Below are 21,713 nucleotides of genomic sequence, written 5' to 3' on the forward strand. Positions count from 1 at the left end.
TGGAGCGCAAGCCCTATATGCAAAAGCCCCGTGACTGGCGTGAGGGCATGAAGCATTCCAGCACAGCCCAGACCATGCGGCACCTGCGTGTCGCAGTCATGGAAATGTGTCAGGATGCCAAGCTGTACCAGATCGACCTGCTCAGCTCGAAAAAGCGTGTGAGCGAGCGTGAATACTGGATGAAACGGCGCAGTCAAATGAAACTCGACCGTGAAAACGCTGCCCTGCTTGCCGCCGGACAGCAGCCTACACAAACGGAGTTTGAAACCGCAAAGGAGACTTTGCGGAAACAGATCTCGGATGTGCTGGACAATGCAGCGAGCTTTGAAGATTTCTCGGACAGGCTCTTGCAGCAGTACGGCATCACGGTCAAGAAAAGCCGTGGGCGGCTCAGCTACCTGCCAGCCGGAAGAAAGAAGTTTATCCGGGCGCACAGCCTCGGTGACAAGTTTGAGAAAGAACTCGTGCTTGCCACCTTGAAAGAAAATGCCAAGAGCCAGCCCATTATCCTCCACAGCAATCTTGAGGAAAAACCCGACCGAATCAAGAAGCTGGTGGACATTCAGGCAAAACTGAAGCAGGGCAAGGGCATCGGCTATGAGCGTTGGGCGAAGAAGCACAACCTCAAAGCCATGGCGCAGACCTTGATTCTTTTGCAGGAGAAAGGTCTGCTCAACGAGGACGCACTCGACCAGAGAATTGCAGAGCTTGACACCAAGTTCCATGAATCGCTGGCCGTAGTGAAAGACCTCGAAACCCGCATGGCAAACAACCAAACACTGCGCCGTTATGCTGCTTCCTACAAGCAGTACCGACCGCTCGCGCAGAAACGGAACGCTGCCAAATCCCCCGCAACCTTTGAAGAACAGCATCGTGCAGAGCTGACAGCATACCGGACAGCAGCAGCCTATCTCAAGGCAAACAACATCACTAAACTGCCAAGTCCGAACAAGCTGGAAGCGGAATACTGCGCTCTTGCTTCCGAAAAGGCCCAGTTCTATGAGCAGTACAAGGAAGCCAAGATCGAACTGCTCAAGCTGAAAGATGCAAAACAGAATGTTGCCCTGTTCTTCCGGGAGGACGAACGGACGCAACATCACGAGAGATAAGGAGTTGTGCGTATGATCAATCTGAAAATCGACCCGGAGTTCCAGAATCAGATCCCGCCGCTGACGGACGATGAGTACAAGCAGCTTGAAGAAAACATCCTCAAGGAAGGCAAGCTGCTCTCTCCTTTGATCGTCTGGAACAACACCCTCGTTGACGGCCACAATCGTTATGCAATTCTCCAGAAGCACCCGGAGATTTGCTTTTCCACCATGCCGCTCCGATTTGAAAGCAGAGAAGAAGTCCTCGCATGGATCTGCAAGAATCAGTTGGGGCGGCGCAACCTCACCCCGGAGCAGAAGCTGTTCCTCATCGGGAAGCAATATGAAGCGGAAAAATCCTCTCATGGCGAAGCCCGCAAAGAATCGCATGATGAAAATGGCCGATTTCACCGGAGTTCTCAAACTGATAACTCCGGTGAAGCCATGAAAACCTGCGAACGAATCGCAGAGGAAAATGGTGTAAGCAAGGCAACTGTACTTCGCGCATCGAAGTACATGAAAGGTGTTGAAATTGCTGAATCCCTGATTCCCGGTATGCGGGAGAAGATTCTGAACAAACAGGTAAAAGTCAGCAAGGCTGATATGCACCGCCTTGCACGAGCCAACTATGATGCCCGCGCACAGACCTTGCAGGAAATCCTGCACCCGGAACTGAAAGTTGAACCGAAACCGGATGCCGATGGCATCATCCGGGAACCGGGAAAGGCACCTGTATTGCCGTTTCAGAAAATCGAATCGGTTTACGACAGCGATGCTTACCCGGAAGAAGTGCGGCATGATTATGTCGCACTGGAACACGTTACAACACGTTTCCGCACAGAGTTTGACTATCTTCTGAGAACTATGCCAGACACAGCACAGCGAGAAGTCATTCTCGAAATCATCCACAAGCACAAGGAGTACCTTGCTTCGCTGGAATCTGCGCTCGCAGAGGATGAGCAGACAGCATAACAACAGGCACATTGTATGCTGTCAACAGAAATCCAAAGGAGTGTGCGTTTGAACAAAAAGAAAAAGTCCACAAATATTTCCCCTTACCCCGATGAAGCCATCGAACGACTGGCACGGGCATTCTATCCGGCGATCCTTGCCTGCTGGAACAGCGAGGAAGGTCAACGGGAATTTGCTGCATGGCAGGCGGAACAGGCTCATATCGCAACCAAAGAAAAACAGGAAGTTCCCGTCGGGGAACTCCCTGCCTTACTTATCGTGTGTGGATTTTTGCAGGGTGCGTCCGGCAGGGCGCACCCTGTTTTTGCGTTCAGTCCTCTAATCCGTGACTTCCAGCCGCATTTCTCAGATACTCCTCTGGCTCACCGTTCAAAATTAGCTCTGCATACGCCAGCGGGTCATTGTAGATGAGGTAGTCCAGTTCAGACCTCTGCGCCATGGTAACATCCAGTGCATCCTCGACACCGGTGCAGTTGATGGAAATTTTGCGCCCATCCCGGAGCAGCAGCTCCACACAGCCGGTGCCCATGTTAAACTGACAGGCTCTTGCATCGTACTTCATAATCTTGCGTCCCTTCTGCCTTACGGCACTCTTACTGTTGTGACCTTCGTGATACGGTCTTTCTTCTGATAAGGTTTTGGACACACAGCCGTAAGGGAAGAGCCATTGTTCTCGTTTCCGAAGAAAACAAAAAATCCGAGCCCTTCTCCTATCGAGAAAAGGTTCGGATTTTCATGGTTTGGTGCACCAGAAAATGCCGTGAACTCTTTGCATCGTTTGCACAGCGTGTATTTCGCTGCACAAAAATTAAGCTTGTCGGGGCGAGGCCCCTCCATCTTGCTTACGCAAGACCGCTTTGTTGCTTAAAAGCCCCACTGGGGCTTTCATTGCTTCGCAAACGCAAATTTTTACGCGAAGAGCACCCGCGTCAGCTCGCAGCGCTCCTCTGCGTTCATCTGCCGGATGGCTTCAAGAATCATTTTACCCGTGATTTTTGTTGACACCGGCGTTTTGTTTTCCGGGAGGTCCTGCGGCTTTGCACCGGCCACATCCTGCGTGTAGAAGTCGGCTTCGATCTTCTCGGTCAACTCCAACCGGGGCTTGTTCTGCGTGTGAGCGTAGAGCAGTTCGTCCTCATCACGCCAATCTTCGTTCCTCTTTTTCCAGTCGCTCATGCAATCCCTCCCAATACTTCCGTACCTTATTTACAACGACCCGCTGAGCTATGCGGACTTGATTCTGAATGGTGACCCGGAGGAATATTTGAAGAATGTGACTGGGAGTCATGGGCTAGAAGATTAGCTGTGCCCCGGGCGCAAGATCGGCAAGGGCCAATTGCCTTCCTTTTTGCGATTTTACTATTTTTCAATTTCCTCTTGCAATTTTCGATTGCAGTTGTTATGATACGGGCAGGGATAAAATGTGCAAAAAGTATTCTGCACAAGGCAGCAATGCGATTTTTACATGGAGGGGGCAGACGTATCATGTATGTAGATTGGGAGTATTACAAGATTTTCTATTATGTGGCGAAGTATCAGAACTTTACCAAGGCCGCGCGGGTGCTGGGCAACAACCAGCCCAACATCACCCACTCGATGAACCGGCTGGAAAGCCAGCTGAACTGCGTGCTGTTCATCCGCTCCAACCGGGGTGTGACCCTGACACCGGAGGGCGAGATGCTCTACTCCCGCATTGCTTCGGCGGCAGTGCAGATCCAGGATGCCGAAGAGGAGCTGAGCGCCAGTGCCACGCTGGAGCACGGAACCATCAGCATCAGCGCCACCGAGACGGCGCTCAACATTTATCTTTCCAAAAAGCTGCGGGATTTCCACACCGAATATCCCGGCATCCGGCTGCGCATCTCAAACCACTCCACCCCGCAGGCGGTGCTGGCCGTGAAGAACGGCGAGGTGGACTTTGCCATTGTGAGCACCCCGGCGGAGATCGAGTCAGGGCTGAAAATGGTGGAGCTGAAGCCGTTTTACGAGGTGCTGGTGGGCGGCAGGACCTTCACCGCGCTGGCAAGTCAGAGCCTGACCCTGAAAGAGCTGCGCAGCTATCCCCTCATCTCCCTCAGCGACGAGAGCGTGACCCGCAGCCTGTACCGGCAGTTCTTCCTGGATCATGGCGCGGTCCTCAAGCCGGATACGGAAGCCGCCACTACCGACCAGATGCTCACGCTGGTCAAAAGCGAGCTGGGGCTTGCCTTTGTGCCGGAACCCATGGCGAAGGAAGCTCTGGAGCGGGGCGAGCTGGTGCAGCTCCACCTGCAGGAGATCATCCCGACCCGTTCGATCTGCCTTGTTTACGACCGCCACCGCCCGTTGAACACGGCGGCGCGGAAATTCCAGCAGATGCTGACCAAGGCAGACCCGCCCCGCCCGGCCGAATCGAAGCAGACCGAGAGCATCTCTTTTGTGTCCCAATAAAAGATGAGGCCGGGCGCTCACGGTACTGTCCTGGCTTCTGCCGGTTCTTCTAAGGCATAAAATGACCCCGGAGCGTTTGCTGTGATGCATCGCTCCGGGGTTTTGTGATGTTATGGGTTACTGGCCGCAGGAGTGCCCGCCGCAATGATGCTCACCGCAATGGTGGCCCTCGCCGTGGTCGTGGTGGTCGCAATGGGCGTTGGGGTCAAAGCGGAGCTTTCCGGCCAGATAGTCCGCAACTGCCGCTTCTGCCGGGCCGCTGATCCCGCCGAACAGCTGGATGCCTGCCTGTGCAAGGGCGTTCTGTGCCCCGGGGCCGATGCCGCCGCAGAACACCACATTGGCATTGTGCTGGGCCAGAAAGCCCACCAGTGCGCCGTGGCCCTGCCCGTTGGTGGAAACGACCTCGCTGGCCGTCACCTGTCCGTTTTCGACCTCGTAGAACTTGAACTCTGCCGTGTGGCCGAAGTGCTGGAATACCATACCGTTTTCATAAGGGATTGCAATCTTCATGGGGAATGTCTCCTTTTTTCTTTTCTTTTATTATAACATAACACAGGAGACAATAAAACCCCGGAACACGGGGTGATTTTCTGTGTTCCGGGAGTTTTTATGTGTTTTTTCTGACTGTGGTAATTGTGAGATAAAGAATATTATTACAAGTTGGGGAAAAGATTGTTGTTCGGATTTGCAGAAAGAACAATGGGGCAGGTCATATAATGTACATTATTTCCTGAATTAACAGCACAACTGATGGCAGTCAACTGATTGTCAGAAGTATAAAGATATACATAAGCGACATCTGCACCAGTTCGCCACTTTGTCATTACTGCTTCGCCGTAGTATTCATTTTCACTTTGAGCCTCAAACTTGTACGGATTGCTCGGTACCTTATATAACACCTGAAGAATGGCTATCTCGGACTTGGCATTTTGGATAACATCAGATGTCGTACACTGATACCATCCGTTTCCGGCGTTGGCAAAATATTCGTCTTTTTCGTTCTTATAGATTCTTTCGGTTCCGCCATCGTCCGAAAAACTCAAAAAAACTTTATCGCCTTTTGCTGCATATACAACCTGTGCTGTCTTCGTTACCTGGTTTGTCTTTCCGTTTACCACATTTAATGTACCGCTTACGTAAATATTGGTATCCGTGATTCCCTTTTTATTGAAGAGCGCTTTTGTTTTTGATGCATTCCAATTGGTCGGAAGCGTAGTGGTGCCATTCTCTTCAGAACCACCAGAAGTGTTCCCGGAGTTACCCTCGTCCGGCTTTGCAGGGGTGCTGGTGGATGTGTTGCCGCCGCCAGTAGAACCGCCATTGCCGCCATTGCCGGGGTTGGACGGCCCGTCATCGCCGCAGGCGGTCAGCATCGAAACGGCCATGGCTGCTGCGAGCAGGCAGACAGCTGCTTTTTTGAAAAGTCTCATAGTTGATACCTCCATCGTGTGTTCGGAGTACCCCAGAATGTGCTCCATTTACCATATAATACCCCCCCATGTATGTGTCAACTACAAAATTCAAATTTGTTATTTTTACGAAAACGATGTCGGATTTTGTGGCAAAATCACAAAAAACCTTCCCTGCCAATACAGCAGAGAAGGTCTTCCCTCAATTACAGCTCTCCCGTTTTCAGTTTGTCCAGCACCTCGTTCAGGCTGGTGCATTCCATGGTATACAGGCCGCGCATTTCGTCGTCGGCGGGGAGCAGATCGGGCACCATGACGGTGACAAAGCCCCCGGCGGCACCGGCGCGGACACCGTTGTAGCTGTCCTCCAGCACCAGCGTGTGGGCGGGGTCGGTGCCCAGCTTTTCCGCCGCCAGCAGGAAGATCTCCGGGTCGGGCTTGGAGTGTTTGACCTGCTGGCCGGATACCAGCGCCTTGAAGTAGTGGGTCAGCCCCCAGTTGTTCAGGTTGCCCTCGATGACATGGACCCGGCTGGAGGAGGCCACTGCCATGGGGATGTGGTTGGCATCCAGCCAGGCCAGCAGCTCGTCCAGCCCAGGCTTTTTGGGCACCGGTTTCTGGAACTCCTCATCGGCCACCCGGTGCAGGCTGTCGATGATAGCGTTGGCATCGCAGTCCTCTCCGTAGAACTGCCGTACGATGTTACGGGAAGTTTCGCCAGCCGTGCCGCGTTCAGCCTCGGCAAGGCCTTCCTTGTACTCCAGACCCAGCGCCGCCAGCGCCGGTTCCCAGAAAGTGGCCCACATCCGCTCGGTGTCGAACATCAGGCCGTCCATATCAAAAATCACGCCGTTGATCATGGTAGAACTCCTTTTATTATAACCCTCTCCGTCATTGCTTCGCAATGCCACCTCTCCCGAAGGGAGAGGCTGTTCTGCCTCTTGGGAAAGGTTTTCGCAAAACCAAAATCTAAAAGCCGCAATGGGCTCCCCCTTTGGGGGAGCTGGCAACGCCATCGGCGTTGACTGAGAGGGCTTATGTTTTCATTTTATCACAATTTGCGACAACTTACAGCCCCCAAACATGAAAGATTTTGCGTTTCCTTGCAAATCCGGCTCATACTACTATAATAGAAAACAACATTCGGCATTTCAGGTGCGGGCGCGTGCCGCGCAAAATCTGCTGTGTGAGATCAGAAAAGAGGGAAATATATCATGTTGGATATCAAGATCACTCGTACCACTTCTCCCAAGGAGAAGCCTCAGGACGAGACCAAGCTGGGCTTCGGTAAGAAATTTACCGACCACATGTTTGTGATGGATTATACCGAGGGCGAGGGCTGGCACGATGCCCGCATCGTCCCCTATGCACCCTTCCCGCTGGACCCGGCCACGGTGGTGTTCCACTATGCGCAGGAGATCTTTGAGGGCATGAAGGCTTACCGCACCGCGGACGACACCATTCAGCTGTTCCGCCCCGAGTGCAATGCAAAGCGTTTCCAGGATTCTGCAGACCGTCTGTGCATCCCCAAGATCCCGGAGGAGGATTTTGTGCAGGCTGTTGAGGCTCTGGTGGACGTGGAGCGCGACTGGGTGCCCCATACCGATGGTGCTTCCCTGTACATCCGTCCCTTCATTTTTGCAAACGATGTGGGTCTGGGCGTGCATGCTTCCAAGCACTATATCTTCTGCATCATCTGTGCTCCCTCCGGCGCTTACTACGCCGAGGGCATCAACCCCGTCCGCATCTACGTTGAGGATGAATACATCCGTGCCGCTCCCGGCCTGACCGGCTTCACCAAGTGCGGCGGCAACTACGCTGCTTCCATCAAGGCCGGTGAGCTGGCCGAGGAGCAGGGCTACGCACAGGTGCTGTGGCTGGACGGCGTGGAGAAGAAGTACGTTGAGGAAGTCGGCAGCATGAACATCATGTTCAAGATCGACGGCAAGGTTTACACCGCTGCAACCGTCGGCACCGTTCTGCCCGGCGTTACCCGCCGCAGCTGCATCGAGCTGCTGAAGGATTGGGGCTATGATGTCATCGAGGGCAAGCTGGCCATTGCGGACATCATGCAGGCCGCCCGTGAGGGCAAGCTGGAAGAGGTCTTCGGCACTGGTACCGCCGCAGTCGTCTCCCCTGTCAAGGAGCTGGTCTGGAAGGGTGAGCACGCCTACATTGGCGATGGCAAGATCGGCCCTGTGACCCAGAAGCTGTACGATACCATGACCGGGATGCAGTGGGGCAAGATCCCCGATACCAAGGGCTGGATCGTTCCGGTTGAGAAGAAGTATTGATCCTTCCCGCGCTTCTCTCTGTTCAGAATTTTTGCAAACGCCGCCGGGTGGGGAATGCCGCCGGGCGGCGTTTGCCGTATCATAGAACCTCTCAGCCGCCTACGGCGGCAGCTCCCCTAGTCAGGGGAGCCAAGTTTACGATACCGTTTTCTTGCCTCTCCTGCTAGGAGAGGTGGCAATGCGAAGCATTGACGGAGAGGTTTTGTTCCCCGATTGCTTTTCCGCCTGCACAGTGCTAGACTATGTGCAGAAAAACAGAAACGAGAGGGAACTGGAATATGGTCAAAAAATGGAGCGTCAGCTATCCTGCGGTGAACGGTGTGGAGCAGCGCCGGGTGTATGTCTACCTGCCCACCATGTACGAAGCCGACCCAGAGCGCCGGTATCCGGTGCTGTATATGTTCGACGGCCAGAATGTGTTCTTTGATGCGGATGCCACCTACGGCAAGAGCTGGGGCGTGGCGGATTATCTGGACTACACCGATACCCCGCTCATCGTGGCGGCAGTGGAGTGCAATGCAGGCCCCAACAACGAGCGCCTTGTGGAGTATTCGCCCTACCGCTTCGATGACCCGACCTATGGCCACTTTGACGGCAAGGGGCAGGCGACCATGAGCTGGTTCATCCACCGGTTCAAGCCCTTCATTGACCACAATTTCCGCACCCTGCCGGACCGGGAGCACACGTTTATTGGCGGCAGCTCCATGGGCGGCCTGATGAGCCTGTACGCCCTGCTGCAGTATAACGATACCTTCAGCCGCGCGGCAGCCCTGTCGCCGTCGATCTGGGTGTCTCCTGAAAAGCTCAGCGGTCTGGTGGGCCGCGCAAAGCTGGAGCCCGGCACGGTGCTCTACATGGACTACGGTTCCCAGGAGATGGGCAGCCACGAGGGAATGCGCAGGGAATTTGCCGAGATGTGCAGCAAGATCATGGTCCGGGGCATCCACCTGACCAGCCGCCTGGTGCCCGGCGGCACCCACAGCGAAGCCAGCTGGGAAAAGCAGCTGCCGTTCGTGTTCCATACTTTGATGTACGAGTTGGACTGAACCTCTCCGTCATCCCTTCGGGATGCCACCTCTCCTGGTAAGAGAGGCGCGGAGCGCCTGAGAGGTTTTTTATAGAGGAGGGAAACCAGATGGAAACACAATACTTCAAGGATTACAGCCCCGCACTGGGCCGGGAGATGGAATGCAAGGTCTACGGCCACGCAGGCCGCCCCATGCTCTTTATCCCCTGTCAGGATGGCCGTTTCTTCGACTTTGAGGACTTCCACATGGCCGGTACGCTGGCACCGTGGATCGAATCCGGGCAGATCATGGTCATCTCCATCGACACCATCGATCAGGAGACCTGGTCCGACACCAACGGCGACCCCTACTGGCGGATCCGCCGCTATGAGCAGTGGATCCGCTACATCGTGGAGGAAGTTGTGCCCAAGATCCAGTATATCGCCAAGGAGCGCAACGGCTGGGACAGCCTCCCCGGCGTGATCGCCTTTGGCTGCAGCCTGGGCGCGACCCATGCCGTCAACCTCTACCTGCGGTTCCCCTATCTTTTCGATGGTTGTCTGGCCCTCAGCGGCATCTACACCGCAAAATACGGCTTTGGCGATTACATGGACGAGGTGGTCTACCAGAACTCCCCTGTGGACTATATGGCCAATTTCCCCACCGACCACCCCTATATGGACCTCTACCGCAGCAGGAAGGCGGTTATCTGCTGCGGTCAGGGCGCTTGGGAGCAGCCCGATACCACCCGGCAGCTCAAGCAGATCTTTGAGCAGAAAGGCATCCCTGTCTGGGTGGACCTGTGGGGCTATGATGTCAAGCACGACTGGGATTGGTGGTATCAGCAGGTCGTGTATTATATGCCTTATATTCTAGGATAAAAGAGGAATCATCAAGCTATGCAGAACTTTATCTTTATCTCCCCCAATTTCCCCACCAACTACTGGCAGTTCTGCCGGGAGCTGAAAAATAACGGCATGAACGTGCTGGGCATCGGTGACCAGCCCTATGATGAGCTGAAGCCGGAGCTGAAAGACAGCCTGAACGAATACTATAAGGTCGGCAGTCTGGAGAATTATGACGAGGTCTACCGGGCGGTGGCGTTCTTCGCCTTCAAGTATGGCCGCATCGACTGGCTGGAATCCAACAACGAGTACTGGCTGGAGCGGGATGCGGCCCTGCGCACGGACTTCAACATCAAGTCCGGCTTCCAAACCGAGGATATGCCCCGCATCAAGTACAAGAGCAAGATGAAGGAGTATTACCAGAAGGCCGGCATCGCCACCGCACGTTACCACATGGTGGACGACCTGGAGGGCTGCAGGAAGTTCATCGACGAGGTGGGCTATCCGGTGGTGGTCAAGCCGGACAACGGTGTGGGTGCCTCCGATACCCATAAGCTGTCCAGCGATGAGGAGCTGAAGCGCTTCCTGCTCTACAAGAGCACCTATCACCCCGACCTCTCCTACATCATGGAGGAGTTCGTCCATGCCGAGGTCAACAGCTACGATGCCATCATTGACGGCAGCGGCAACCCCATCTTTGAGGCGGGCAACGTCAGCCCGGTGTCCATCATGGACATCGTCAACGACAGCGATAACTCCATCTACTATATCATCAAGGACCTGCCCGAGGATACCCGCGCCGCCGGACGTGCCGCCGTCAGGAGCTTTGGCGTGAAGAGCCGGTTCGTCCACTTTGAGTTCTTCCGCATGACCGAGGATCAGGTCGGCATGGGCAAAAAGGGCCAGCTCGTGGCGCTGGAGGTCAATATGCGCCCCTGCGGCGGCTTTACCCCGGATATGATCAACTTTGCCCGCTCCACCAACGTGTACAAGATCTGGGCGGATATGATCGCCTTCGGCGGCACGGATATGCCAGTGGGTGAGCACTACTACTGCCCCTTTGCAGGCCGCCGCGATGGCAAAAACTTTGTGTACAGCCATGAGCAGATCATGCAGAAGTACCAGAAGAATATGCGGATGGTGGACCGCATCCCCGAGGCTCTGTCCGGTGCCATGGGCAACCAGATGTACGTTGCAACCTTCTCCACCCGCGAAGAGATGGAGCAGTTCTACTCCGATGTGCTGGCTGTGAACGACCCTGTCAACGCCAAGGTGCAGAAGGAGCTGGCCGAGGTGCTGGCACTGGGCGAGCCCACCACCACCGCCCTCACCGAAAAGCCGAACCTCTCCCCCGCCGTGAAGCCCACCACGGCTGTGACCAAGACCCCCACCCGCGCCGTTACAAAGACAGCACGGAAGAGAAAGTGACCAGAAGCTAGAGAACAGCCCCGGGACGTTTCACATGGGAACGTGCCGGGGCTGTTCTCATGTTGGAGAATTTTTTTTTTCGATAACCAGTTGACAAATTGCGGGGGAGGGGGTAATCTTGAAAAAAGATGGGAATATCCACATCAAGAAATGGGAGAAAATAGTATGAAAATCTGGAAGCGTTTTGCGGCCGGTTTGTTGACGGCCGCACTGACACTATCCCTGCTTACGGCCTGCGGCGATAGCGGCGGTGGAAGTAATGGCGGTGGAAACAGTGGGAATGCAAATCCGCCTGCGGCTTCAACTGGTGGGCAGGATAATGAAAGTTCTTCTGATTCTACAATACAAGAGCCGGATAAAACGCTCACATGGGCAAATTCTAAAACGAATGCATATTTTAGCCGCCTGGGTGTGACACGGGAGAATTTTTATGCCGAATTGGAAAGTCAGCAGGGCGGACGAAACTTTGCATTCCGTGTTAGCGCACGTGGAAATCGCGCTAGTTATACGGTCATAGAAGATGATTGTACCTGCTCTGTGGATGAACAAGGCAATGTATATTGGTTTGATGGTGCGAATAAAGAGGTGAACGTGGATAAGGCGGGAACCTCTGCTGCCCAGAATAAAACTAAACAGATCAAACAAAACGTGTACGGCTATGTGATGATTCCCAAGGCCAACGAAGTGGTTTCGATTACCGCCGGGGAATATCAGGGGGCCTATATGGAAAGCGTCCGTGTTGCCAGCGCGGAAGCTGGCGTGGGCACTTATGATTATGTGTTTGATGGAGATAATCTGGCCTTTATCATCATGCAGCATTATGGCGTAAAAAATACGATAACGACCCTCTATGCGAACCCGTCAGACAAAGTGATCGGCTTCCCGGATTGGTATTCTGAAAATATTGGTGCATCCAAAGCAAGCTAATATTTCAAGGCTAAGGGTATGACGGAAAATAACCTCTATGTTGATATGCAGCTGATCAACTATTCTAACGGACATATCATCCTTACGGCACGGGGAAAAGAAGCATTTGAGCTGGGAACAAACACCCTGAACCCGCCAGATGGAAGCGGCAGCTATATTGACGCAGTCGGAAATATCTATGGCTTTTACTGCCTGAACAAAATTTACTTTAAGCAGGGAACCACTGTGGAAAATCCGCAAGAGGAACAGAATATCCGTACTGCTGGCGGATATTTTATGATTCCGAGCGCATCGAATTGTTACTGGTACAGCATGGGAACCAGTAAGGTAGATGGAAAGGAATACTATACGGAGGTTTTCCAGACTGGTACTACAAATCATCCCGATGAGTCGTATGAATATCTCTTCCAGGGAAATGAATTGGTATATATGCGCCATGGAGGAGCAACGATAAAGGTCAACGAAATATCGGGAACACCGCGCACAGACCTGCTGAAGATTCCAGATGGATATACCGATACAACAAATAGTTAAAATGAAAACCAGCCCCGGAAGTGCACAAAAAGCGGCTTCCGGGGCTGATTTTACTTCTTTATAAAAATTCTGTCGGGCTTAGATTACGGAGCCGGGCAAAGGCTTCATCCAGCGAAAATAGAATAAATCAAGATTTGTCCCCTGCTTCAGAATGTGATATACTGTTCCCAAAGAAAGAGAACGAGGTATTGCTGTTATGAAAATTCCTGCAAATGGCTTCACCCACGCCGGCAAGTTCCATGCGGACGACGTGTTTGCAACGGCGCTGCTGCAGATCATCCGGCCGGACATCCGGATCACCCGCGGCTTTGTGGTGCCGGACGATTTCGACGGCATCGTGTACGATATCGGTTTTGGAATGTTCGATCACCATCAGGAGCCCCGAGAGTACCGCGCCAATGGCATCCCCTATGCGGCCTTCGGCCTGCTGTGGCGGGTGCTGGGCCCGGGGCTGGTGGGGGAGCGTCAGGCCCGGCTCATCGATGAAAACTTTATCCAGCCTCTTGACCTGAACGATAACACCGGCGAGCAGAACAGCCTGTGCGATGCCATCGGCTTCTTCAACCCGGTGTGGGATTCCAAGGAGGATCAGGACACCTGCTTCTTTAAGGCGGTGGCTGTGGCAAAGCAGATCCTGGAAAACCAGATCGAGAGCGCGAACGCCGTGAACCGCGCCGACGAAAAGGTCCAGCAGGCCTATAAGAACTCCCGGGACGGCATCGTGATCCTGCCCTGCTACCTGCCCTGGAAGAATGGCCTGTACAAGACCGATGCCCTCTTCGTCATCTACCCCAGCCAGCGCGGCGGGTGGAGCGCCCAGTGCGTGACCGACCACAAGACCAAAAAGCCGAAGCTGCCCTTCCCCCAGAGCTGGGCGGGCCAGCCGCAGGAGGTCATTGAGCAGAAGAGCGGCATCGAGGGCATCAGCTTCTGCCACGCCAGCCGGTTCCTCATCACCGCAAAGGACAAGGAGACGGCGCTGGCCGCCTGCCGTCAGGTGCTGAAAAACAACGGGAGACTGTGATATGAGCGGGGAAGCGGAGAAGACGGAGCGGGCCTATGTCTATATGGTGCGCTGCGCAGGCGGCCAACTCTACACGGGCTGGACAAATGACCCGGCCAGCCGCCTGCACGCCCACAAGAGCGGGAAGGGAGCCAAGTGCACCCGTGCGCTGGGGGCACAGCGGTTCGCGTATCTGGAACGGTGCACAGACAAATCTGCCGCCCTGCGCCGGGAAGCAGCCCTGAAAAAGCTGACCAAGGCGCAGAAGGAAGCCCTGTGCGCCGAATGGGCTGAGAAGAACCTGCCCCGGCTCTCGCTGGCCACCCGGGCCGATGCGGCGGAGATCCTGGACATCTACAACTGGTATGTCCTGCACCATACCGCCACCTTTCAGGTAACGCCCTCTTCCCTGCCGGAGTATGAGGACTGGGTGGAAAGCACCCGTGCGCTGATCCCTCTGCTGCTGGCCCGGGATGGGGACGGGAAGCTGCTGGGCTACGCCTGCGCCCACCGCTACCACCCCCGGGAGGCCTACGACTGGGCTGTGGAGAGCACCATCTACTGTGCCCCCGATGCCCGGGGCTTTGGTGTGGGGGATACCCTCTACCGCGCCCTGCTGGATATTCTGGACGGGATGGGTTACTGGAATGTCTACGCCCTTGTGGCAGACCCCAACCCCGCCAGTGAGCGTATCCATGCCCGCTTGGGCTTCACCTGCGTGGGCCGTGAGCCCCACACTGCCTATAAGTTCGGCTGGCTGGGCCTGTCCACCTGGTGGCTGCCCCTGCGCAGGGGCAATGAAAAGCCGGAGCCCACCCACCCGCTGACACAGGAACAGGTAGAGGAGATCCTGGGAAGATACCAGGCATAAGAAAGCGTCCTTCGGGGCGCTTTTTTGCATTTCATATATACATTTTAACTGCATAAAATTTGAATATAAACAAGTAATACTGCATAAACATACAAAGTGTAACAAATCCGGCCGCAAATGCGCGGCATGTTTGGCAGTTTTCAGCATTGACGGAAAAGCCGCGCGGCGTATAATAAAAGCATCAACCGCGAATCAAAGACAGAGGATGCGAAGGGAAAGTGCGCATCAGGGTACAAAAGTGTATTTTTATTAAAAGGAGCGCGTTTATTATGAAAAAGGAAAACATTAAAAAAGTCGTTCTGGCCTACTCCGGTGGTCTGGATACCTCCATCATCATTCCCTGGCTGAAGGAAAACTACAACAACTGCGAAGTCGTCGCCGTTTCCGGTGACGTGGGCCAGGGCACCGAGCTGGACGGCCTGGAGGAAAAGGCCAAGGCTACCGGCGCTTCCAAGCTGTACGTCCTGGATCTGAAGAAGGACTTTGTGGAGAACTACATCTTCCCCACCCTGAAGTTTGGTGCAAAGTACGAGGACTACCTGCTGGGCACCAGCTTTGCACGCCCCTGCATTGCAAAGGCTCTGGCCGATATCGCCATTAAGGAAGGCGCAGATGCCATCTGCCACGGCTGCACCGGCAAGGGCAACGATCAGGTGCGTTTTGAGCTGACCCTCAAGGCCCTGTGCCCCGATATGGCCATCATTGCTCCCTGGCGTGAGTGGGACATCAAGAGCCGTGACGAGGAGATCGACTACGCCGAGGCTCACCACATCCCCCTGAAGATCAACCGCGAGACCAACTACTCCAAGGACAAGAACCTGTGGCATCTGAGCCACGAGGGCCTGGATCTGGAGAGCCCCGCCAACGAGCCCCAGTACAACCACCCCGGTTTCCTGGAGCTGGGTGTCAGCCCTGAGCAGGCTCCCGACACCCCGACCTATGTGACCATCCACTTTGAAAAGGGCGTTCCCACTGCCGTGGACGGCAAGGAGATGGGCGCTGTGGAGCTGGTGGAGTACCTGAACAAGCTGGGCGGCGAGAACGGCATCGGCCTGCTGGATATCGTGGAGAACCGTCTGGTGGGCATGAAGAGCCGCGGCGTGTACGAGACCCCCGGCGGTGCCATCCTGTACAAGGCCATCAATGTTCTGGAGACCATCACCCTGGACAAGGAGAGCGCACACCTCAAGGAGCAGCTGGCTCAGAAGTATGCCGACATCGTCTACAACGGCCAGTGGTTCACCCCGCTGCGTGAGGCTCTGGATGCTTTTGCCAACAGCCTGGCAAAGACCGTGACTGGCGATGTGAAGCTGAAGCTGTACAAGGGCAACATGATCAACGCTGGTGTCACCTCTCCGTTCACCCTGTACGATGAGCAGACCGCTTCCTTTGGTGAGGACGAGGATTACAACCAGGCAGATGCAGCAGGCTTCATCAACCTGTTCGGCCTGTCCATCAAGGAGCGCGCAAAGCTGTCCAAGAGCTGGCCGAAGATCGAGGACTAAGCGGCTGATCCACCGGGATCACACAAAGCCAACTTTCTCTCCGGTGTGTTTTCTACACTTTCACAACGGAGTTCCAAAACCGGCATAGTTGCCGGCGGCACCGCCGCAGGAGCGTTTTCCCCTGCGGCGGCTTTGCCGTTTATAAAGGAAATGTATGCTTGTGGTCAGGCCCGTCTCTGTACAACCTCTCAGCCTTCGCTGGCGCTTGGCAGCTCCCCTAGTAGGGGAGCCCTTGGCAGAAGATTTATTTTTCGCAATAATCACTGACGCTCCAAAGCCAATGCCTGCCGCAGGGCAAACAGGAGCGAAGCGCCAACCCCCGAAAACGCGATGGTATGCCAAGGCCTCTCCTACTAGGAGAGGTGGCATCGAGCAAAGCGAAGATGACGGAGAGGTTGTACGGAGGAAAAGCTTTCCGTAAGATAAAGATACTTTACGAGATAGAGGGACAATAACGATGGCAGAACAACTCTGGAAGGGCCGCTTCTCCAAGGCGGTCGATTCGCGCGTCAATGATTTCAACTCCTCCATCCGCTTTGACCAGCGGATGATCGCGCAGGATATGCGCGGCAGCGGGGTCCACGCCGCCATGCTGGCCAAGCAGGGCATCATCTCCGAAAAGGACTGCGAGGATATCCTCAGCGGGCTGGCCTCCATTGCCGACGATCTGGCAAGCGGTGCGCTGGAGATCGACCCCAACGCCGAGGATGTGCATACCTTCGTGGAGCAGACCCTGACCGCCCGCATCGGCGATGCAGGCAAGCGCCTGCACACCGGCCGCAGTCGCAACGATCAGGTGGCGCTGGATATCCGCCTGACCCTGCGGGACTACAGCCACACCCTGCAGGCTTACATCGTGGAGCTCATCAAGGTCATCTGCAGGAAGGCCGCGGAGAATACCACCGCTGTCATGCCCGGCTACACCCACCTGCAGCGCGCCCAGCCCATCACCTTTGGCCATGCGCTGATGGCCTACGCCTCCATGCTCCTGCGCGACCTGCAGCGCTTTGAGGATGCCACCGCCCGCATGGATGCCCAGTGCCCGCTGGGCTCCGGCGCTCTGGCCGGTACCACCTACCCGCTGGATCGTCAGTTCACCGCCGAAAAGCTGGGCTTTGCCGCACCCTGTGCCAACAGCCTGGACGGCGTTTCTGACCGTGACTTCTGCATCGAGCTGGCCAACGCCATCTCCATCTGCATGATGCATCTGTCCCGCCTTTCCGAGGAGATCATCCTCTGGTGCAGCTGGGAGTTCAAGTTCATCGAGCTGGACGATGCCTTTACCACCGGCTCCTCCATCATGCCCCAGAAGAAGAACCCCGATGTCACCGAGCTGATCCGCGGCAAGACCGGCCGCGTCTACGGTGACCTGAACACCCTGCTGGTGATGATGAAGGGCATTCCTCTGGCCTACAACAAGGATATGCAGGAGGACAAGGAAGCCATCTTCGATGCAGTGGATACGCTGGAGCTGTGCCTCAAGACCGTCACCCCCATGCTGGACACCATGAAGACCCTGCCTGCCAACATGCGCCGCGCTGCCGCCAAGGGCTTTATCAACGCCACCGACTGCGCCGACTACCTGACCAAGAAGGGGATGCCCTTCCGGGATGCCTACAAGCTGACCGGCTGCATGGTCTCCGACTGCATCGCAAAGGATAAGACCCTGGAGGAACTGACCCTTGACGAGTTCAAGGGATACAGCGCCCTGTTCGAGAACGATATCTATGATGCCATCGACCTCATCAAGTGCTGTGAGGGCCGCACCAGCTACGGCGGCCCCAGCGAGGCAAGCGTCAACAACCAGATCCGGCTGGCCATGGACCAGCTGGCCGCATGGGAGGCGAACAACGCATGAGCGTAAAGGTCTTTATCGACGGCTCCGCAGGCACCACGGGTCTGCGCATTGCCGACCGTCTGGCTGCCCGGCCCGAAATTGAACTGCTCTCCATCTCCGAGGAGGGCCGCAAGGACGTGAACGAGCGGGCAAAGGTCATCAATTCGGCTGACCTCGCCTTCCTCTGCCTGCCGGATGCCGCCTCCAGAGAGGTCATGCCCCTGCTCCGTCCGGATGTCAAGGTGCTGGATACTTCCACGGCTTTCCGCACGGATCCCAACTGGGTCTACGGCTTCCCGGAACTCAGGGGCCAGAAGGAAAAGATCAAAAACGCCTGCCGCGTGGCGGTGCCAGGCTGCTATGCCAGCGGGTTTATCAGCATCATGCGGCCTCTGGTGGAGCTGGGCCTTGCCGGAGCGGGTGATTTTTACAGCTGCACCGGTATTTCCGGCTATTCCGGCGGCGGCAAAAAGATGATCGCTGATTACGAAAGCCCCGACCGTCCGGCCCACAGCAAGCTGGATGCACCCAAGAGCTACGGTCTGAGCCTTGCCCATAAGCATCTGCCCGAGATGCAGAAGATCAGCGGGCTGGCAAACCCGCCCGCCTTTGTGCCTGTGGTCTGCGATTATTACAGCGGGATGCAGGTGCTGGTGCCCTTCCAGCCGGTCTGGGGCGGTGCCGAAAAGGTGGCCGCAGGGCTGGCGGAGTATTACAGGGATGCCGCCACCATCAAGGTACACGCCCTGAACGAGCCGCTGCCCGAGAACGGCCTGTATTCCAATGCCATGGCCGGTACCGACCGCATGGAGCTGTACAGCACCGTGAACGCCGCCGGGGATCAGATGATGCTGGTCTCCCTGTTTGATAATCTGGGCAAGGGCTCGTCCGGCGCGGCAGTCCAGTGTATGAATCTGATGCTGGGTCTGCCGGAGACCCAGGGGTTGGAATAAAAACTCCCTTCGTCTGCTCACGGTGTTTGCATCCACCTCCCTCGAAGAGGGAGGCTTTTGCAGCTGACGGTTACGCAAAGGCTCCCTCCGTGAGGGAGCTGGCACGGCGAATGCCGTGACTGAGGGAGTATTTCTTTGTGGGAAAGGAAAATCGTTATGCAGTATAAGGAAGTTGCGGGCGGCATTTGTGCCCCCAAAGGCTTTGCAGCGGCTGGCGTGCATTGCGGCATCCGCGCAAACCATAATGAAAAATACGATCTGGCACTCATCAAGGCGGAGGTGCGCTGTGCCGCCGCCGGTGTTTACACCACCAATAAGGTCTGCGGCGCACCCATCAAGGTGGACCGTGCCCACCTGAAGGACGGCTATGCACAGGCCATCCTTGTAAACAGCGGCAACGCCAACACCTGCGCCGCCAACGGCGTGGCTCTGGCCGAGGAGTGCTGTGCGCTGGTGGGCGAGGCACTGAACATCCCCGCCGAGGATGTGCTGCCCGCCTCCACCGGTGTCATTGGCCAGCCCATGGTCATTGACCCCTTTGCCCGGGGAATCTCCGCCGCCGCAGCAAAGCTGGCGGCAACTGAGCAGGGCAGCACCGATGCGGCCACGGCCATTATGACCACCGATACCCACAAAAAGGAGTACGCCATCCAGTTTGAGCTGGGCGGCAAGACCTGCACCGTGGGTGCCATTGGCAAGGGCAGCGGCATGATCGCCCCCAACATGGCCACCATGCTGGCCTTCTATACCACCGATGCCGCCGTTTCCCCCGCTCTGCTGGAAAAGGCCCTCAAGACCGTGGTGCCCGGTACCTACAACCAGATGAGCGTGGATCTGGATACCTCCACCAACGATACCCTGATCATCATGGCTTCCGGTCTGGCCGGAAACCCCGAGATCTGCGAAGAAAACGCCGACTACGATGCCTTTGTGGCGGCCCTGACCGCCATTGCCGAGCACATGTGCGCTGAGCACGCCGGTGACGGCGAGGGTGCCACCCACCTCATCACCTGCGAGGTGACCCACGCCCCTGACCTGAAAACGGCCCGTGCCGTCAGCCGCAGCGTGGTCTGCTCCAACCTGTTCAAGGCTGCTGTCTTTGGCCGCGATGCCAACTGGGGCCGCATCCTGTGTGCCATCGGCTACACCCCCGGCGATTTCTCCATCGACAAGGTCTGTGTCTGGCTGAGCAGTGCCGCAGGTGAGGTCTATGTCTGCGAGAACGCCGCCTACCACCCCTACAGCGAGGACGAGGCTGCCAAAGTTCTGGCGGAGCATGATATCCTTGTCAAGGTGGATATGGGTACCGGCGATGCCAGCGCCAAGGCATGGGGCTGTGATCTGACTTATGATTATGTGAAGATCAACGGGGATTATCGGACCTGATAAAACTCCCCCAGTCGCCTGCGGCGACAGCCCCCTCAAGGAAGGGGCCTGAAAGCCTCCCTCTTTGAGGGAGGTGGCATCGCGCAGCGATGACGGAAGGAGTTTGTCTGGTGGAAAATGAATGCCGGAGCAAGTGTGCTGGCGGCAAGGAGAGTATATGAAGAACGAAGAAATGGCCCTCCTGTTTTCGGAGGCGACCCCTTACATCCAGAAATACCATGGCAAGACCATGGTCATCAAATACGGCGGCAACGCCATGATCAACGAGACGCTGAAAAACGCCGTGATGAACGACCTTGTCACCCTGACCCTGCTGGGGGTGCGGGTGGTGCTGGTGCACGGCGGCGGCCCGGCCATCAACGAGATGCTGAAAAAAGTCGGCGTGGAGAGCCATTTCAACAACGGTCTGCGCGTGACCGATGACGCTACCATGGAGATCGTTCAGCAGGTGCTGGCCGGTAAGGTGAACAAGGACCTTGTGGCAAAGCTGCGCGGCCGCGGCGTGGGCCTGTGCGGCATGGACGGCCAGATGCTCCGCTGCACCGAGCTGGACCCCGCGCTGGGCCATGTGGGCGAGATCATCCATGTGGACCCCACCCTGATCTCCACCCTGCTGGACGGCGGCTATATCCCCGTGATCGCAACGGTGGGCATGGACGATCTGGGCCAGGCCTATAATGTCAACGCCGACACCGCCGCCGCACAGATCGCCATTGCCCTCAAGGCCGAGAAGCTGGTTTCCATGACCGATATCGCCGGCCTGCTGCGGGATAAGGACGATGAGACCACCCTGATCCCCGAGGTGGAGGTCAGCGAGATCGAGGGCTACAAGGCTGCCGGCATCATTGCGGGCGGCATGATCCCCAAGATCGGCGGCATGGCCGATGCCATCTATCAGGGAGTCCACGAGGCGGTCATCATCGATGGCCGCGTGCCCCACTCCATCCTGCTGGAGCTGTTCTCCAACCGGGGCTCCGGCACCCGGTTCTACCGCCGCAGCCATCAGGAATAAGGCTTGCTGAAAATTATATCGGGCGATATAATAAAGATGAATAGGCTCCCCCTTTGGGGGCAACGACGACGACCGCCGCCAGTGGCGGATTGAGGGAGGAGTTGTTGGGGCAGTGGCCAGCAAGGTGCGAGTGCAATTGCACGAAGCAGCTGCTGGGAGCCACAACCTGGGCTGGCGAGCGAATGCGAGACTGAGAGGGCGAGGACGCT

General features: G+C 56.2%; 21 protein-coding genes and 1 pseudogene. 17 read left to right on the forward strand and 5 right to left on the reverse strand.

All coding sequences use genetic code 11. The features are described 5' to 3' along the window. A partial coding sequence (locus J3352_RS06045; protein ID WP_207700494.1) for a relaxase/mobilization nuclease domain-containing protein occupies positions 1-1,109 on the forward strand: 1,109 nt, incomplete at its 5' end. 12 nt (positions 1,110-1,121) lie between these two features. Next, complete coding sequence (locus J3352_RS06050; RefSeq protein ID WP_005922692.1) at positions 1,122-2,060, forward strand: hypothetical protein; 939 nt, start codon at positions 1,122-1,124, stop codon at positions 2,058-2,060. A 310-nt stretch (positions 2,061-2,370) separates the two neighbouring features. On the opposite strand, the gene J3352_RS06055 is transcribed toward J3352_RS06050, so the two are convergent. Together J3352_RS06055 and J3352_RS06060 are read right to left on the reverse strand one after the other, a co-directional pair. Further along, positions 2,371-2,622 (reverse strand): DUF6061 family protein, encoded by a 252-nt coding sequence (locus tag J3352_RS06055; RefSeq protein WP_005922694.1) that lies wholly within the window; start codon positions 2,620-2,622, stop codon positions 2,371-2,373. Positions 2,623-2,969: 347 nt separating this feature from the next. Beyond that, a complete protein-coding gene (locus J3352_RS06060; RefSeq protein WP_005928927.1) occupies positions 2,970-3,236 on the reverse strand; it encodes a hypothetical protein in 267 nt (88 codons plus the stop codon). A gap of 16 nt (positions 3,237-3,252) precedes the next feature. Here J3352_RS06060 and J3352_RS14260 point away from each other — a divergent pair. Together J3352_RS14260 and J3352_RS06065 are read left to right on the forward strand one after the other, a co-directional pair. Beyond that, positions 3,253-3,363, forward strand: a pseudogene (locus tag J3352_RS14260) (DUF6061 family protein); the annotation flags it as partial. A gap of 182 nt (positions 3,364-3,545) precedes the next feature. After that, on the forward strand, positions 3,546-4,490 hold the full coding sequence (locus tag J3352_RS06065; protein WP_097773058.1) for a LysR family transcriptional regulator: 945 nt from the start codon (positions 3,546-3,548) through the stop codon (positions 4,488-4,490). 117 nt (positions 4,491-4,607) lie between these two features. Here J3352_RS06065 and J3352_RS06070 read toward each other — a convergent pair whose 3' ends face one another. The 3 genes from J3352_RS06070 to J3352_RS06080 all read right to left on the reverse strand — a co-directional run bounded on the left by J3352_RS06070 (position 4,608) and on the right by J3352_RS06080 (position 6,762). Beyond that, entirely contained in the window at positions 4,608-5,003 is a 396-nt protein-coding gene (locus tag J3352_RS06070) for a NifB/NifX family molybdenum-iron cluster-binding protein (RefSeq protein ID WP_156066289.1), read from the reverse strand. Positions 5,004-5,146: 143 nt separating this feature from the next. Then, a complete protein-coding gene (locus J3352_RS06075; protein WP_097773056.1) occupies positions 5,147-5,923 on the reverse strand; it encodes a hypothetical protein in 777 nt (258 codons plus the stop codon). A gap of 185 nt (positions 5,924-6,108) precedes the next feature. After that, positions 6,109-6,762 (reverse strand): HAD family phosphatase, encoded by a 654-nt coding sequence (locus J3352_RS06080; protein ID WP_117505625.1) that lies wholly within the window; start codon positions 6,760-6,762, stop codon positions 6,109-6,111. Between the two features lie 354 nt (positions 6,763-7,116). Between J3352_RS06080 and J3352_RS06085 the strand changes: the two genes are divergently transcribed. The 13 genes from J3352_RS06085 (at position 7,117) to argB (ending at position 21,504) form a co-directional block, all read left to right on the forward strand. Next, positions 7,117-8,196, forward strand: coding sequence for a branched-chain amino acid aminotransferase (locus tag J3352_RS06085; RefSeq protein ID WP_156066291.1), 1,080 nt, complete (start codon positions 7,117-7,119; stop codon positions 8,194-8,196). 278 nt (positions 8,197-8,474) lie between these two features. Then, complete coding sequence (locus J3352_RS06090) at positions 8,475-9,242, forward strand: alpha/beta hydrolase (RefSeq protein WP_097769825.1); 768 nt, start codon at positions 8,475-8,477, stop codon at positions 9,240-9,242. Between the two features lie 89 nt (positions 9,243-9,331). Further along, a complete protein-coding gene (locus J3352_RS06095; protein WP_097773053.1) occupies positions 9,332-10,084 on the forward strand; it encodes an esterase family protein in 753 nt (250 codons plus the stop codon). Between the two features lie 18 nt (positions 10,085-10,102). Next, complete coding sequence (locus tag J3352_RS06100; protein ID WP_005928905.1) at positions 10,103-11,476, forward strand: acetyl-CoA carboxylase biotin carboxylase subunit family protein; 1,374 nt, start codon at positions 10,103-10,105, stop codon at positions 11,474-11,476. 165 nt (positions 11,477-11,641) lie between these two features. Then, entirely contained in the window at positions 11,642-12,403 is a 762-nt protein-coding gene (locus J3352_RS06105; protein WP_156066293.1) for a hypothetical protein, read from the forward strand. An 18-nt stretch (positions 12,404-12,421) separates the two neighbouring features. Beyond that, the gene (locus tag J3352_RS06110) at positions 12,422-12,937 is read left to right on the forward strand and encodes a hypothetical protein (RefSeq protein ID WP_005928897.1); all 516 of its coding nucleotides are present in this window, start codon (positions 12,422-12,424) and stop codon (positions 12,935-12,937) included. A 196-nt stretch (positions 12,938-13,133) separates the two neighbouring features. Beyond that, positions 13,134-13,961: an MYG1 family protein gene (locus J3352_RS06115; protein WP_005928891.1), complete on the forward strand. Its 828-nt coding sequence runs from the start codon at positions 13,134-13,136 to the stop codon at positions 13,959-13,961. A 1-nt stretch (position 13,962) separates the two neighbouring features. Next, a complete protein-coding gene (locus J3352_RS06120; RefSeq protein ID WP_197036527.1) occupies positions 13,963-14,811 on the forward strand; it encodes a GNAT family N-acetyltransferase in 849 nt (282 codons plus the stop codon). A gap of 269 nt (positions 14,812-15,080) precedes the next feature. Beyond that, positions 15,081-16,316 (forward strand): argininosuccinate synthase, encoded by a 1,236-nt coding sequence (locus J3352_RS06125; protein ID WP_005928879.1) that lies wholly within the window; start codon positions 15,081-15,083, stop codon positions 16,314-16,316. Positions 16,317-16,773: 457 nt separating this feature from the next. Next, positions 16,774-18,174 carry an argininosuccinate lyase gene (argH, locus tag J3352_RS06130; protein WP_005928872.1) on the forward strand — a complete coding sequence of 467 codons (1,401 nt, stop codon included), beginning with the start codon at positions 16,774-16,776 and terminating at the stop codon, positions 18,172-18,174. Next, positions 18,171-19,106 (forward strand): N-acetyl-gamma-glutamyl-phosphate reductase, encoded by a 936-nt coding sequence (argC, locus tag J3352_RS06135; RefSeq protein WP_156066295.1) that lies wholly within the window; start codon positions 18,171-18,173, stop codon positions 19,104-19,106. Before argH ends, argC begins: the two co-directional genes overlap by 4 nt. A 156-nt stretch (positions 19,107-19,262) precedes the next feature. Beyond that, entirely contained in the window at positions 19,263-20,492 is a 1,230-nt protein-coding gene (argJ, locus tag J3352_RS06140) for a bifunctional glutamate N-acetyltransferase/amino-acid acetyltransferase ArgJ (protein ID WP_156066297.1), read from the forward strand. A gap of 157 nt (positions 20,493-20,649) precedes the next feature. Then, entirely contained in the window at positions 20,650-21,504 is an 855-nt protein-coding gene (gene argB, locus J3352_RS06145; RefSeq protein ID WP_097773048.1) for an acetylglutamate kinase, read from the forward strand. Positions 21,505-21,713 lie beyond the last annotated feature (209 nt).

The sequence above is a fragment of the Faecalibacterium sp. Marseille-Q4164 genome (assembly GCF_017377545.1).
Taxonomy (GTDB): domain Bacteria; phylum Bacillota; class Clostridia; order Oscillospirales; family Ruminococcaceae; genus Faecalibacterium; species Faecalibacterium duncaniae.